Here is a 14,586-nt window from a genome sequence, read left to right on the forward strand (position 1 = left end):
ACATACACTTATATAATTGATAAAACAGCTCCAGCAGTATCAGCAACACCTTCAAGTGTTTCTTTGTCTAAAAATTCAATTAATGTTGCTATTTCAAGTGAACCAGATTCAACTATCCACTATAGATTAAACGGCGGTTCGTGGAATACATTCACTGGCAGTGGTGCAGTATCTATAAATGCTGAAGGAATTAACAGTCTGGAGTTTTACGCGGTAGATACTGCAGGAAACCCTTCTGCACATAAAACATGCACTTATATAATTGATAAAACCGCTCCGGCAGTATCAGTAACACCTTCAAGTGTTCCTTTGTCTAAAAATTCAATTAGTGTTCTTATTTCAAGTGAACTGGATTCGACTATTTATTATAAGGTAAATAATGGTTTATGGAGCACTTTTACAGGTTCTGGAACTGTTTTAATAAGCGGTGAAGGAATTACCGATCTGGAAATGTATGCTGTTGATGCGGCAGGTAATCCCTCAAATCCTACAATGTACAGTTATGTAATTGATAAAACAGCTCCTGTAGTGGATGCAAGCCCAAAAAAAGGCTTATCCAATAGTAGCATTAGTGTAAATCTTTTAAGTGAATCTAATGCTGTAATTTATTATAGGGTAAACAGCGGTTCATGGAAAACTTTTACAGGCAGCGGAACAGTTGTAATAAGTAGTGTGGGTACTAATGAGCTTGAATTCTACGCGGTGGATGCTGCAGGTAATCCATCTCAACATACAACTTACCGTTATACAATCGATAAAACAGCCCCTGTAGTAACTGCAACTCCAACTGGTGGATTAGCGGGCAGTATTAATGTAACCCTTTCAAGCGAATCAAATGCAAAAATTTACTACAGGATAAACAGAGGATCCTGGCACACTTTCACAGGCAAAGGAAAGGTATCCATAAATAATTCAGGAACTAACAAGCTTGAGTTTTATGCAGTTGATGCTGCAGGAAACCCTTCTGCACATAAAACATGCACTTATACAATTGATAAAACAGCTCCAAAGGTGGTTCTGACTGCTCCAAAAGCAGGTGCCGTTGGGGTTTCAAGAACAGCCACAATCAAAATCAAATTCAGTGAAAACATTAAATCAAGTATTAACTGGTCTAAAATCTACATTAAAAACCTAAAGACAGGAAAAACAGTTGTAATCAGCAAATCAATTTTGGGAAACACCCTTTATATTAAAATGGCTTCGAAAAGATATGCCTACAGCTGGTATCAGGTTTATATTCCGATATCTGCAGTAAAAGACAGTGCAGGCAACAGTTTAGCTGCAGGGTATACGTTCCGGTTTAAAACAGGCCGGTACTAATTTCTTTTTTATTTTTAGTTCTGGATTTTAATATTAAATTAAAGTTTTAGAGATGATAAAATGGGTTGGATATACTGTCCTAACTGCAGAAATAAGATAAGTGCAAAATCAACGAGATGCTACTACTGCGGACATCCGATTAAGAAGGAATCCCATCAAAAAGAGAGGAAAACTTCAAATAATGTGCGGTTTTGCTTATACGTAATGGGTGGAATTGCTGCAGTTATTACATTTATACCAGTGCTTCTTCAGTCTCATTTCCGTTATATCTGGCTGTTTTTTTTATTCATAATATTTTTAGTGGGTTATATCTTCGCGTACTTATTCTCATACAAATTTGAGGATAAAAAGCAGAAAGAGGCATTAAATAAATGGTTAATTAAAAAACCGTCAAGGAGCACTATGCTCCCAGTAGAAGAAATATATTATTATAAAGGCAAGACCAATCAACAGCTCTGTCAGTACGGTGAAGCATTGGAATGTTATAAAAAGGTCCTTGAATTAAACCCTGACTTTGAACCTGCCAGGGAAGCGAAAAAAGAAGTTGAAAAAGTTATTAAATAATATCTTTATTTCAAAAGGGTATTTAATTAGCAATAATCATCTTTAAACATTTATTTTTGCATCAATCTTGTTTAAAACACGTCCCTTATTTGTCACGTATACCATGTCCTCAATTCTCACACCGAAGTCATCTTTCAGGTAAATACCAGGTTCTACAGTTAGGACCATACCTTTTTCAATCACTGTCTCGTCGCGTTTAGATAAAGACGGGCTTTCGTGCACTTCAAGGCCTACGCTGTGGCCGGTTGAATGTATAAATGATTCACCGTAGCCGTACTCGGTAATCACATCCCTTGCAGCTTTATCCACTTCGCAGGCTTTAACACCGGGTTTTATGGCAGCTATTGCACTTTTCTGGGCTTCAAGTACTATATCGAATATTTCTTCATGTCTTTCAGTTTCTATAATGGTCCTTGTGGTATCTGAACAGTAGTTGTTGTAAAGGGCGCCCCAATCAATTACTATGGGTCTTTCCAGTTTATTCATGGACACATCAGCATGTGGGAGTGAAGAACGTTTCCCTGACGCGACGATAGTATCAAAAGAAGCTTTTTTGGCGCCGTTGAGCCTCATGTTATACTCTATCTCAGCCCCAATTTCGTTCTCGGTTTTACCGTCATCAAATTCAGTACTTTTAAATGCTTTTTCTGCAATTTCAAGTGCTTTTTCAATGTTTTTCAGTTCTTCATTTGTTTTTACACTTCTCATTCGCTCAACAATACCTGTGATTTTGGTTTCAAAAGGGGCGTCTTTTTTCAGCCTCTCAAATGTTTGAATGTTCATGGAGCTTTCAAGCCCAATGACACCATTTAATGATTCTTTAAGTTCTTTTAGTGGTTTAAGCTCTTCAACAGGGATTTTTGAATTTAAGATGGCATCTTCCATGTCCATCTGGTTGGTTAAAAGTACAGGCTCATCTTTTACCACCAAAATTGACGCTGCTGAGGGCATGAATCCTGCTAAATAGTTTATATTATTTGGGTTTAAGATAAGTAGTGTATCTATGTTTTCTTTCTGCATTTGGTCGATTATTTTCATGATTTTTCCTCAAAAATGTTGTTTTTTGGTTTGGAAGCTATATATTCCTTACGCAGACTTTATTTTCGTGGTTTCAGAAACTGAGTTAATTTTTTAAAGTTATAAGTTTCCTTTAATCGCGTCCATAAGCTTTGCCATGATGTCTTCAGGTACTTTCCTTTCTATCGGCTGGGGAATGTATCCAAAATCAGGGTCTTCAAAAGTTATACCTTCAAATTCTACCTTGTGGGCATAACGCGGTATGAAGTGCCAGTGAATTTCAGGATTAGGCGGATTCTCCCTGTATGCTTTATTCATGAAGCAGCTCCAGTTAAAAAGTGTTGGATTGAATGTTTTGGTTAAAGTGATTTCTAATTTTTCTACAATTTCCCTAAATTCCTCCCATTCATCACTTTCCAGGTCGCTTAATTTATTACACTGTCTTTTAAGCACAACTACTCCTGTTCCAAGGAATCTCTGGCTTGGAGCAAGGAAAATCATCCAGTGTTCTGTTTCATAAATTAAATTTCCATAAGCACCAGGTATTTGACAGTATTCACATTTTACTTCCATTTTTATACCCTTTTTAAACTTAAAAATAATTTATGTAGATTAATAATTATCTCTTTATATTTATTTAAATTCTTCCCTTTAATTATATGAATATGGACTGTCTGGACGTTATTATAGTATTAACTGCTGTTTTTTATAATTTATAGCTAAAATAATCCTATTTATTAATAAATTGTGGAGTTTCATATGTAATTTTTAAATATGTGAAAAAATACAGAGAATTATAGAAAATAATGATTAGTTAAGCATTAATTAATTTGATGGTTTGTTTGGGCAGCTTAAGGGATTTAAAGTAATTATCAAGCTAAAAGAGGCAGATTATGGATATTCAAAATATGGAACTTCGAAAATTTGTTGCTCCGGAACTTGTATTTGGTTTAGATGCTCGACTTTTAGCTGGCAGATACGCTAAAAACTTCGGAGCCCAGAAGGTTTTGATAGTTTCAGATCCGGGAATTATCAATGCAGGATGGCTGGATGAAATACTACCTGTTTTAGAAAGTGAAGGGCTTCCATATGAAATTTATAAAGATGTTAAGCCTAATTCAAAGGAAAATGATGTAATAAAAGGGTCTGAACTGTATAAAAATGAAGAATGCAATGCTATAGTTGCACTAGGTGGCGGCAGTACTTTAGATTGTGCTAAAGGCATTGGAATTGTAAGTTCTAATAATAAAAACATACTTGAATTTGAAGGTGTGGATAAAGTTTATAACCCTATACCTCCTTTAATTTGTATACCCACCACTGCAGGATCATCAGCAGATGTTTCACAGTTTGCAGTAATTATGGATCAAAAAAGAAAAGTAAAAATATCAATTATCAGTAAAGCAGTAGTTCCAGATGTTGCTTTGATTGATCCTATCACCACAACAACTATGGATAACTATTTGACAGCTTGTACGGGTTTAGATGCGTTAACTCACGCTATTGAGGCCTATGTTTCCAATGCAAGTTCTCCACTTACTGATACTCATGCTTTAAATGCAATACGCCTTATATGGTCAAGTTTAGCAAAAATAATTCATAATCCTAATGATCTTGGGCTGCGTGGAAATATGATGCTTGGGAGTTTGGAAGCAGGACTGGCATTTTCAAATGCGAGTCTGGGAGCTGTCCATGCAATGGCACATAGTTTAGGTGGTTTCTTAGACTTGTCTCATGGAGAATGCAATGCAGTTCTTTTAGACCATGTTGTTGATTTCAATTTTGATGCAGAACCTGTAAGGTATCAGCGTATAGGTGAAGCGATGGGAATTAATTTCAGCAGAATGACTAAAATCGAGAAAAAGACAGCAATTATACATAAATTAAAGCATTTAAAAGAATCGATTGGAATTGATCACACCCTTAGACAAATGGGAGTTAAAGAGAGTGATATTGCTCAACTTTCAAAAAATGCAATGGAAGATTCATGTATTGTAACTAACCCCCGTAGGCCAGAGCAGAAAGATATAGAGGAAATATTTAGAAATGCACTTTAATTCTGGATTGTACGCTTAATAGATTAATGCCGCGAATCCATGATTAAATATTATTATAAATAACTTTCTAAGTAAAGGAGATATGTAAATGCACGTTGGATCGTAGGCTTAAATACAAGTTAAATACCTAAATTCGCGACTAAATATTAAAATTAACTCTTGGAATATGGGAAATATTTAAATTAACTTTGACGATGGATTAAACTCTTAAATTGGCTGCAGTGCATTTAATTCATAATTAAACATGCGGAAATTAACTCTTTGAATAAGGGAGATATGCAAATGTCCTTTGAACCGATGATGAAACATGCAGAAATTAATTTTTTAAATAATGGAGATATATAAATGCCCTCTAATGCTTCTGATAATTGGGATTCACTGCGTGAGAAGATAATTGGCCTGGGAGAACGTTCAGTCCATAAAAGTTACTACCCTGAACTTCAACAACAAATAGCTGAATTAAAACGTTTTAAAGCTCTTTTAGACCAAAGCAATGATGCTATTTTTCTTTTGGAAATGCCTTCATGTTTAATTGCTGATGTAAATAAATCTGCACTGGATCAGCTTGGATATACTCAAAGTGAAATACTTAATATGTCCATAAATGATTTTATAATCCCATGGGAAGTAAATCAGATGGAAAAAATATTCTCTGATTTAATGGAAAATAGGGGAACTCCAGATAGAAGAAACGTTATTACAACGTTTTTAAAAAGCAGTCTGGAGGAAATACCTGCAGAAATTAGCATAAGTCTGGTTGAATTTGGGAATAATTTTTACGTAGTGATGGTTGCAAGGGATATAACTGAACGTATGGAAGCTGAAAGAGCACTAATGCAGAGTGAAGAGAAATATAGGGCATTATTTGAATATTCCCCAGACTTTATTATACTTATAACTCCTGATGGGGAAATTATTGATATCAACAAATCAACTAAATCATTTATTAATTTATTTAGGGAAGATCTTATCGGTAAATCCATTTTGGAATTGGGTGTGCTGTCTGAAGAAGATATTAGAGATTTTATAGAAATTGGTCAGGAATTAATGAATGGAGAATTTGTTGAACCCTTTGAGTTTAAGGTAATTGATATAAATGGTCAAATTTGCTGGATGGAGGCGCATCTTTCACTGTTGGAAAAAAGCAGGGGTGATACTTCAATCCAGGTAATTTTGCATAATATTACAAAGCGTAAAACCTATGAAAAGCAGATTAAACAATCCTTAAACGAAAAAGAGGTACTTTTAAAGGAAATCCACCACAGGGTTAAAAATAACCTGCAGATAATAAGTTCTCTTTTGAACCTCCAATCAAGATATATTGAAGATGAAAATGCTCGGGGTGTATTTAAGGAAAGTCAAAACAGGATTAAATCGATGGCACTTATCCACGAAAAATTGTATCAGTCCGAGGATCTGACAAAGATAGACTTTGCAGAATATATAAGGAGTCTAACTTTTCACCTGTTCCGCTCCTACTCCATTGATCAAAGTGCTGTAAAACTTTCCATAAATTTTGAAGGTGTTCTATTTGATATTGACACATCAATTCCATGCGGGTTAATTATAAACGAGCTCATATCCAACAGCTTAAAATATGCTTTCCCTGATGGTAGAAAAGGCAAAATCAGCGTGGATCTTCAGTTAGATCAGGAAAAATGTGTACTTACAATTAGTGATGATGGTGTTGGGTTCCCTGAAGGCTTAGATTTCCAGAATACAGAAACACTGGGGTTAAGGTTGGTCAATATTTTAGTCAGCCAGATTAATGGTGTTATCGCACTTGATAAATGTGATGGAACTTCTTTTAAAATAGAGTTTACAAAATTAGCGTATAAAGAAAGGATTTAAGCAAATATTTTAATTAAGGTGATATTGTCTCTATTTTTTAAGAATTTAAACGTTATTTTCAATTTAAGGTAAAAATATTAAATTTTGGACGCAGTAGAAAGTATTTTATATATTAAATTACATTCAGTAAATATGGTAAAATTCACAGCAAGAGAGATCAGAGATATTATAATTTCACTGCTTGTTATATCACTTGCATTTGATTACATAATAAATGGACGCGATCTAGACGCTACAATCGCTAACTTTGGGTATATGGTGGTTGTAGTTGGGTTTGGATTTGTGCTGCATGAATTAGCTCATAAATTCACGGCTATAAGATACGGCTACTGGGCAGAATATAAGATGTGGTTCCAGGGTTTAATTTTAGCTTTAATTACATCATACTTTGGATTTGTATTTGCAGCGCCAGGGGCAGTTTATATCCACGGATATAATATCAAAAAATCGGAAAATGGTATAATATCCCTTGCAGGACCTGCTACTAATATAATACTGGCTGTGCTGTTTTTAATGGCAATGCCTTTAGCTGCACAATATAATCTTTTAGGGCTGGCTGTTTTAGGGGCTACAATAAACAGCTTTTTAGCAGTTTTCAATTTAATACCCCTCGTTGTACTTGACGGAGCTAAAATTTTCAGGTGGAATCCTTTAATATGGATAGCTTCAATGGTACTGGCGTTAATACTGCTGGCCTATTCATTATTTGGTGTCAATATCTTCAGCATGCTTTAAATAATTTTTAATATTATAAAACAGCAAATATTTCAAGGATATGGAAACACCTAATGAATCTTAGATAAAATAAAATTTTGAATATGAACTGTTTCAAGTGATGTTATGTTTAAAGAAGTTCCAGTAAAATATTTCGGATGTACACACAGGGCAATGCCTCCAGAAGAAACTATAAACTGGGTAAAAGGTAAATTAAAAGCTGCAGGGGTAACAAGGGTGGCTGAAATAACTCACCTTGATAGAATTGGGATACCTGTTTATTCTGCAATAAGGCCGTCTGCTGCAGAGGGCGCTGTAAGTATTTACGCTGGAAAAGGGGCTACAAAAGATCAGGCTAAAGCATCAGCCATGATGGAAGCTTTTGAGAGATATTCTGCAGAGCTCTCAGAAGATGACATAAAAAATAATTTAATTTCAGCATGTTTTGGAGAAATGGATGGGTGCATGGATCCTGAATCACTTATACTGCCTAATTTACCCTTTGATCTGCGGGAAAAAGAATTGAACTGGGTAAAGTCAGTAAATATAAGGGACGATAAAGAATATCTGGTGCCGGCTAATTCTGTATTTCACCCGTATGTCACTTCGAATGACACCAGCCTATTTAAATCAAATACAAATGGACTTGCATCTGGAAATAGGGTAGAAGAAGCTATATTTCATGGTATGATGGAAGTTATTGAAAGGGATGCATGGAGCATATTTGAAACTAAGCGAAAAAAGGCGGTTGAAATAGACCTTGAATCCATCGAAAATCCCCTTATCAAGGAACTCCTGGACAAATTCAGAAAAGAGGGAGTGGATGTTAAGCTTGTAAATTTAACATCTGATATTGAAGCGGCCACAATCGCGGCAGTTTCAGATGATACTGTTTTAAAAGACCCTGCATTACTCACACTTGGTGTTGGAACCCATTTAGACCCTGAAATAGCAGCTATGAGGGCGTTGACTGAAGTGGCCCAGAGCCGCGCCACCCAGATTCACGGTACAAGAGAAGACACCACTAGGGCAGTTTTCATGAGAAAAGCGGGCTATGAGCGGATGAAACGGATGAATAAGCACTGGTTCGGTGAATCTGAAGAAGTTATTGATTTGAATGAGATCAAAAACCATGCTGGAAAATCTTTCAAGGAAGATATTGAAACGTCCATGAATCTTTTAGAAAAAGTAGGGTTTAAAGATGTTCTATTTGTGGACCTTACCCGAGAAGAAATTGAAATTCCTGTTGTAAGGGTTATAATTCCGGGTTTGGAAGTTTATTCTATTGATACTACTCGGGTTGGAAAGAGGCTCAGGCAAAGGGCAAAAGCCAGTTAAAATGGCATTTACTGGCTTTATTCCTTATTTTATGCTTTAAAATTTATTATTATAAAAATTTAAACGATTTTTTATCTAAAATTTGCTCCTTTTTTATTTATCATCGGCGGGATATATGAAAAAATATTTAGTTTATATTACTTAATAGTAAACTGTTGTACTTATTTGATTTTTAATTTGAGGTATGTTTAGATGGCAGCCCAAAACAGCAAAATCAGTTCTGGTCAAATAATATTTTCAGTTGTATGGATCGTTTTACTTCCAGTACTGCTTCTTGTTCTTGCGGGGGACTGGTTCTGGATTCAAGGATGGTTTTTTAATATATGGTATATTGTGCTGGGTTTTTCAACTGTTATTTATCTGTATTTTAAAGATCCGGAATTACTTCTTGAAAGACTTAGAAAGCCCGGAACAGGCGGAGAAAAGGGATGGGATAAATACTGGCTTTTTATATTTTTAATCCTGTTTATGATCTGGTTTGTAATCATGCCTTTAGATGCTAAAAGATATTTATGGACCATTAACTTCCCATTGTGGCTGGAGGTTATTGGGGGAATCTTATTATTAATTGGGTTTTACTTTACATTTCGGGCTCTGGCTGATAATCCCTATGCATCGGCTGAAGTTAGAATACAAAAAGATCGGAAACAGCAGGTTGTTTCAACAGGTGTTTATGGGTTTGTAAGGCATCCAATGTATCTTGGGGGAATAACATATTTAATAGGGGCGCCCTTACTTTTGGGCTCTAAATATGGGCTTTTGCTGGGTATATTAATGGGAATTTTTATTGTGGTAAGAATAATTGGAGAAGAAAAGGCGCTAATTGGAGAATTAGAAGGTTATGAAGATTACAAAAAGAAGGTTAAATACAGGTTAATTCCTTTTGTTTGGTAGTAAAAGTATTAATTTTTTATTTTGAATATTTAAAAATGATTTTTTTTAAACAATTTCTTTTGAGTTTAATTATTAGATAAATAGTTAATACACTTAAAAACCCCTAAACAAATTCTGATTTTATATATCTATTTCTATAATCACAGGCGTGTTTATTAACTTATGAAAAAATATTTAACGATGTATTAATAAATACTATAATGAGTATTAAAAATTGATAGTCTGAAAATTTGAATAAAAGGCTATAAAATTGATATGGAGACGTTTTAGTGGATACTGAAAAGAATTATGAGGGCTTTACAGTAGATGAGGGAAAAAAAGAAATTATAACGCAAACTATTTCTCTTTGCATATGGTTCGCATTTATTCTTTTCCTTTCAGGAAACTGGTTCTGGATTGGAGGTTGGATATTTGCTCTGTGGTTTATTGGACTTACCCTGGCCCGAAACATTTATTTACATCGCAAAGACCCTGAATTACTTAAAGAAAGATCTATGAAACCTGGAACAGGTAATCAGAAGGGATGGGATAAATATCTCATGTACATAATTGGAGCGATCTTTATAACATGGTTTTTAATCATGCCGCTGGATGCTCAAAGATTTGCATGGACCACTAACTTCCCAGTATGGCTGCAGGTTGTTGGTGGAATCTTACTTGTAATATCATTCTTCTTCTCATACAGGGCATATACAGACAACACTTTCTTATCCCCATTAGTTAGAATACAAACAGAACGAAAGCAGAAGGTAGTTTCAACTGGAGTTTATGGGTTTGTAAGGCACCCTTTATATTTGGGAGATGCGCTGTTCTTTATAGGGACCCCACTTCTCTTAGGCTCTAAATATGGACTTATACTTGGAGTAGTGATGCTCTTTATCATTGCAGTGAGGATCGTTGGGGAAGAAAAGATGCTGGTTGAAGATCTGGAAGGATACTCTGACTACCAGAATAAAGTAAAAAGCAGGCTTATTCCATTTTTATGGTAAGTCTCAAATTATTTTTTTTAACGATTATGTGTATGAATTATGCTTTCTTTAAATCTAATTTGAATATATGAATTAAAAAAATTGTAGTTTATTACAGATACGCTTATATAATTACATTATTTATACAATCCCAGGGCATGGGCGTTATATGGATTAAATGAATTTATAAACTTATTTTGAATGTTTAATGATGCATTTTGAAATTAATACTTAAATTTTTTGTTTGTTGCTAATAAATACTAAAAATATAGATGAAAATGGAGAATAACTGCATATATGGGAATAAAAAGTAATACCTTATATGATGGATACACAGTTTAAGTGGGGATTTTATTTCATCTAGAAACGAGTCCGCAGAAACTGAAAATGATTTTAAAAAATCTGTAAACGTTACGAAATTGTTTATATCCATGATGGTAATTCTTCTAGTGATCCTCGTCACTTTTTATGTAAGAATTTTAAATGGTTTTGATCAATCGGTACAGTTCTCCTATTTTATGATGATCTTGATAGTTTCCATTGCCATAGGCAGTATGGTGTTTCTAAAAGATACATGGAAGGATCAAGGGATATATCTTGGTATTATTTGGATTATAGTTCTATGTTCTATTGGATTTGGATTTTTAAATATTGAAGAACTAAATAAAGTAGGAGTAAGCGTTATTAACCCGGGTACAGGATCATCTGTGAATTCACAGTTTGTAATATATGGTTCATTTGAAAACATCCCTGAAAATAAGGATATATGGTTGTATACAGTTCCCTCAATGACTAAAAAGTACTATCCTGAAATAGTGCCTGTAATTAAATTAAATAATGCTCATTCAGCAGATGGATCATGGGAATACTATTATATACCCAGTATAAATGGATTTAAAGGTGTAGGCAAGTCATTTCAGATAGGTATTTTCATATCAAATAAAACAGATAGGATCTATATTGAACATGAAATAACGCGCTTAAATGGCAGTACTAATGGTATGAGTCAGTTACCTGGTAGAATTCAAGATATGGGAATAAAAATTAACGTTACCAAGATGTGATTTATTTTAACGGGGATTATACCTCTATTTATTTTTTTAGTTGGATATATTGGGCAAGGATAATTAATGATTTTAATTTTGTTGAAATTAGTATATTCTAAATTATTTCACTACTTTTTTGGATTATATGGGATATAATTAACAATTTGCGGATTTAAGAATTCATCAATTATAAAATTAAATAAAATATGGGTTTTTAGTATGTTTTTACTTATAAAAAAGGTGTTAAGTGCTTAATAAACATTAAAAAATTTATATATAAAATTCAAAGATTTTTAAGTAAGTTTAAATATTATTAAATTAATAATAATATAGTTCAGTTCTATTGTGGGTTTTATTATAAAGGGTAATAGGTAATAAAATGACGGATAATTTGGACTCTAAATCTATTAGTTCACTCTCTGTTTTATTAGTTGAGGATAATATTGCAGACGCCCGATTAATAGAAGAATTTTTAAAGGAGATTAGTATAAATGCAGTTTTGCACATCGTACGTGATGGAAAAGAAGCCATGGAATTTCTGTATTTAAACTGTAAATATAATGGGGAGTGTAAATCTACATTTGTAATTTTAGACCTAAATTTACCGAAAATGAGCGGCCGTGAAGTTTTAAAAGAAATTAAAAGTGATGATGAATTAAAGAGAATACCTGTGGTAATTCTTACAACTTCAACGGCAGAAGAAGACATAAATGAGTGTTATAACAATCATGCAAACTGTTACATCACTAAACCTCTTGATTTTGATGAATTTGCAAATACAATGAATTCAATTAAAAGTTTCTGGTTTAACATGGCAGAATTACCAAAGATTTAGATTTTTATTAGTATCATCTGGCCTTTAGAATTCTTTTAAACTTGTTCCGGTGAATATGAATGTGGAAGAATAATACAACGGCCATTATTATGCCTGTTTCTACATGCCAGAAAAGTAAATTGAAATTGAGGTTAAACCGCACCCCGTAATCGGTTATAAGTACCAGTATTATCCCTGTGATTCCTGAAATTAACATGCTCCCAACAAGTACAATGCTCCATATTTGCTTGTACCGGACTTTTCTTAAAATTTTACTGTCATATAAAAGGTAACTTATTAAATATAGCATAATTAGTGCTAATGCTATCGGTAAAACATTGTAGTCGGGATTATAGGCTTCGCCGCCGCTGACGTCTCCTTGACTGCTTGACTGATCACTATTTTGAGCATAAGCTGTTGCTGGAGTTAAAAAAGCAATTATGAGTAAAATTATCAACATTTTTTTCATTGTATCACTATATCCTCAGAGTGATTTTTTTAAACCTGTCCCTGTGAAGATAAATGTGGAACAGAGCTATTATAAATAGGACTATACCAATTTCTACATGCCAAAAAACGAGGAGAGCGTTTAAAGCGATGCTCATCCCATATTCTGCAAATATACTAATTAAGAGCCCAATTACGGCCAGAATTAAACCTATTATAAAAATCGCTATATTCCATATTTTGGCGTGCATCGCCTCTGTAATTACATCTTCTTTATAGAGCAGGTATGATATTGCATACAAAATTATAATTATAAGTGAAACTGGAACGAATTCATATGACATTATAATAGGTATGTTAAAAAACCGGTATAAACTTTTATTTAAAGGCATAATGCGGTACTTTTATAACAGTAAATTAACTCTAATTGAATTTTTATTAATATTTTCATGCTTTTTATGAAATATGTTTGCTTTTAGGAATTTTTATTAAAATTAGGGATATAATAGGATGATTATTCAAATTTTGAGTAAAAATATGGGCATTAAAAATATTTGTTTATCTGGCATACCCCTAAATGGGTGAATTAGCTCTAATTTTAAAGGCCTCTTCTTATTTCAAATAATGATCACATTGCTATTTTCTATTTTAATACAATTTAAATGGTTTAAAATAGGTTTATATGTAATTGGAGTAAATGCATACTTATATAATTAATATGGGGGGATTTAATGAAAAAATATGCAGTTCTTCTAATGGCGGTTTTGGCAGTTGTAGTTTTTTCTTCGGGTTGTACAAGTCAGGGTAATAATACCTATAATTTTAAGGGAATATCCTTTAATTATTCTAGTAGCTGGCAGGAAATTTCAAATATTAAAACACAGGATGCGCTTGTGGGAGTTGGAGATCCAGATTCGGTAGATAAACCAACAAACAGTGTAAATACACTTGTAATAGTTCAAAAAGTACCAATATCTTCTAACTCTACATTAAAACAGTTTTATGATGATACATATGCTCAATATGCTCAGGATTCAACTTTTCAGACTATTTCTAATAAAACTATTAAAGTAAATGGTTTGACTGGTTATGAGAACGTCCACAAAATTATGGTAAATGGGGTTTTAAAGGAAGAACGGGTTGTCTGGCTTGAAAAAAATGGCAATGCCTATGTTATACTCTGCGGGGCATTAATTGGTGACTTTGATGGCCAACAATCAAACTTTAACATAGTCATAAACTCTTTCAAGATTCAATAATCTCTTTTTATCTTTTTAAAATTCGTTATTATTTTTTAGGTTTTGGTTGATTCGATAATTAGGATTTTATTTTATATGGGATTTTTTAGTAAGTAAATCTTAAAATTCTTTTTGAATTTAATATTTCAAGCAGTATCTTTTAAATGTAGTTTAGACGGCTAATAGCCTGCAGATTTTTTATATTTCCTGTTTAAAATAGTATAATATATGTATAATCTTATATGATACTTTAATACATGATACTCGTTTTAAGGTTAAGTATATAAATAAATAAGAATAATAACGATTTTTATAAAT

General features: G+C 33.4%; 15 protein-coding genes. 11 read left to right on the forward strand and 4 right to left on the reverse strand.

Features of this window, described 5'->3' with window-relative positions; translation table 11 throughout:
* Together EJ01_RS17560 and EJ01_RS11105 are read left to right on the forward strand one after the other, a co-directional pair.
* Positions 1-1,320, forward strand: a 1,320-nt coding sequence (locus tag EJ01_RS17560) for an Ig-like domain-containing protein (protein WP_048192882.1), incomplete at its 5' end; no start/stop codon positions are given.
* A gap of 60 nt (positions 1,321-1,380) precedes the next feature.
* Positions 1,381-1,884: a tetratricopeptide repeat protein gene (locus EJ01_RS11105; protein ID WP_048082917.1), complete on the forward strand. Its 504-nt coding sequence runs from the start codon at positions 1,381-1,383 to the stop codon at positions 1,882-1,884.
* A 42-nt stretch (positions 1,885-1,926) separates the two neighbouring features.
* On the opposite strand, the gene EJ01_RS11110 is transcribed toward EJ01_RS11105, so the two are convergent.
* Entirely contained in the window at positions 1,927-2,922 is a 996-nt protein-coding gene (locus EJ01_RS11110) for a M24 family metallopeptidase (protein ID WP_048082916.1), read from the reverse strand.
* Between the two features lie 99 nt (positions 2,923-3,021).
* Positions 3,022-3,474, reverse strand: coding sequence for an HIT family protein (locus tag EJ01_RS11115; protein ID WP_048082915.1), 453 nt, complete (start codon positions 3,472-3,474; stop codon positions 3,022-3,024).
* Between the two features lie 320 nt (positions 3,475-3,794).
* Between EJ01_RS11115 and ercA the strand changes: the two genes are divergently transcribed.
* The 8 genes from ercA (at position 3,795) to EJ01_RS11155 (ending at position 12,604) form a co-directional block, all read left to right on the forward strand.
* Positions 3,795-4,958, forward strand: coding sequence for an alcohol dehydrogenase-like regulatory protein ErcA (gene ercA, locus EJ01_RS11120; RefSeq protein WP_048082914.1), 1,164 nt, complete (start codon positions 3,795-3,797; stop codon positions 4,956-4,958).
* Positions 4,959-5,303: 345 nt separating this feature from the next.
* Positions 5,304-6,809 (forward strand): sensor histidine kinase, encoded by a 1,506-nt coding sequence (locus EJ01_RS11125; protein ID WP_052376102.1) that lies wholly within the window; start codon positions 5,304-5,306, stop codon positions 6,807-6,809.
* A gap of 132 nt (positions 6,810-6,941) precedes the next feature.
* The gene (locus EJ01_RS11130; protein WP_048083042.1) at positions 6,942-7,544 is read left to right on the forward strand and encodes a zinc metalloprotease; all 603 of its coding nucleotides are present in this window, start codon (positions 6,942-6,944) and stop codon (positions 7,542-7,544) included.
* 105 nt (positions 7,545-7,649) lie between these two features.
* Positions 7,650-8,861 (forward strand): YcaO-related McrA-glycine thioamidation protein, encoded by a 1,212-nt coding sequence (locus tag EJ01_RS11135; RefSeq protein WP_048082913.1) that lies wholly within the window; start codon positions 7,650-7,652, stop codon positions 8,859-8,861.
* A 192-nt stretch (positions 8,862-9,053) separates the two neighbouring features.
* Positions 9,054-9,755: a methyltransferase family protein gene (locus EJ01_RS11140; RefSeq protein WP_048082912.1), complete on the forward strand. Its 702-nt coding sequence runs from the start codon at positions 9,054-9,056 to the stop codon at positions 9,753-9,755.
* 269 nt (positions 9,756-10,024) lie between these two features.
* Positions 10,025-10,744: a methyltransferase family protein gene (locus EJ01_RS11145; RefSeq protein ID WP_052376104.1), complete on the forward strand. Its 720-nt coding sequence runs from the start codon at positions 10,025-10,027 to the stop codon at positions 10,742-10,744.
* 428 nt (positions 10,745-11,172) lie between these two features.
* Complete coding sequence (locus EJ01_RS11150) at positions 11,173-11,787, forward strand: hypothetical protein (protein ID WP_157203590.1); 615 nt, start codon at positions 11,173-11,175, stop codon at positions 11,785-11,787.
* Positions 11,788-12,148: 361 nt separating this feature from the next.
* Positions 12,149-12,604, forward strand: a complete 456-nt coding sequence (locus EJ01_RS11155) for a response regulator (RefSeq protein WP_211251463.1) — start codon at positions 12,149-12,151, stop codon at positions 12,602-12,604.
* Between the two features lie 13 nt (positions 12,605-12,617).
* Here EJ01_RS11155 and EJ01_RS11160 read toward each other — a convergent pair whose 3' ends face one another.
* Positions 12,618-13,052, reverse strand: coding sequence for a hypothetical protein (locus tag EJ01_RS11160; protein WP_052376106.1), 435 nt, complete (start codon positions 13,050-13,052; stop codon positions 12,618-12,620).
* 7 nt (positions 13,053-13,059) lie between these two features.
* The gene (locus EJ01_RS11165; RefSeq protein ID WP_052376108.1) at positions 13,060-13,422 is read right to left on the reverse strand and encodes a hypothetical protein; all 363 of its coding nucleotides are present in this window, start codon (positions 13,420-13,422) and stop codon (positions 13,060-13,062) included.
* 339 nt (positions 13,423-13,761) lie between these two features.
* On the opposite strand from EJ01_RS11165, the gene EJ01_RS11170 reads away from it, so the two are divergent.
* The gene (locus EJ01_RS11170) at positions 13,762-14,289 is read left to right on the forward strand and encodes a PsbP-related protein (protein WP_048082910.1); all 528 of its coding nucleotides are present in this window, start codon (positions 13,762-13,764) and stop codon (positions 14,287-14,289) included.
* Positions 14,290-14,586 lie beyond the last annotated feature (297 nt).

This window comes from Methanobacterium veterum, from assembly GCF_000745485.1.
GTDB classification, from domain to species: domain Archaea; phylum Methanobacteriota; class Methanobacteria; order Methanobacteriales; family Methanobacteriaceae; genus Methanobacterium_D; species Methanobacterium_D veterum.

Coding starts and splice junctions, on each gene's coding strand:
- EJ01_RS11105 (WP_048082917.1), top strand. CDS start 1,381: ATGGGTTGGATATACTGTCCTAACTGCAGAAATAAGATAAGTGCAAAA.
- EJ01_RS11110 (WP_048082916.1), bottom strand. CDS start 2,922: ATGAAAATAATCGACCAAATGCAGAAAGAAAACATAGATACACTACTT.
- EJ01_RS11115 (WP_048082915.1), bottom strand. CDS start 3,474: ATGGAAGTAAAATGTGAATACTGTCAAATACCTGGTGCTTATGGAAAT.
- ercA (WP_048082914.1), top strand. CDS start 3,795: ATGGATATTCAAAATATGGAACTTCGAAAATTTGTTGCTCCGGAACTT.
- EJ01_RS11125 (WP_052376102.1), top strand. CDS start 5,304: ATGCCCTCTAATGCTTCTGATAATTGGGATTCACTGCGTGAGAAGATA.
- EJ01_RS11130 (WP_048083042.1), top strand. CDS start 6,942: ATGGTAAAATTCACAGCAAGAGAGATCAGAGATATTATAATTTCACTG.
- EJ01_RS11135 (WP_048082913.1), top strand. CDS start 7,650: ATGTTTAAAGAAGTTCCAGTAAAATATTTCGGATGTACACACAGGGCA.
- EJ01_RS11140 (WP_048082912.1), top strand. CDS start 9,054: ATGGCAGCCCAAAACAGCAAAATCAGTTCTGGTCAAATAATATTTTCA.
- EJ01_RS11155 (WP_211251463.1), top strand. CDS start 12,149: ATGACGGATAATTTGGACTCTAAATCTATTAGTTCACTCTCTGTTTTA.
- EJ01_RS11160 (WP_052376106.1), bottom strand. CDS start 13,052: ATGAAAAAAATGTTGATAATTTTACTCATAATTGCTTTTTTAACTCCA.
- EJ01_RS11165 (WP_052376108.1), bottom strand. CDS start 13,422: ATGCCTTTAAATAAAAGTTTATACCGGTTTTTTAACATACCTATTATA.
- EJ01_RS11170 (WP_048082910.1), top strand. CDS start 13,762: ATGAAAAAATATGCAGTTCTTCTAATGGCGGTTTTGGCAGTTGTAGTT.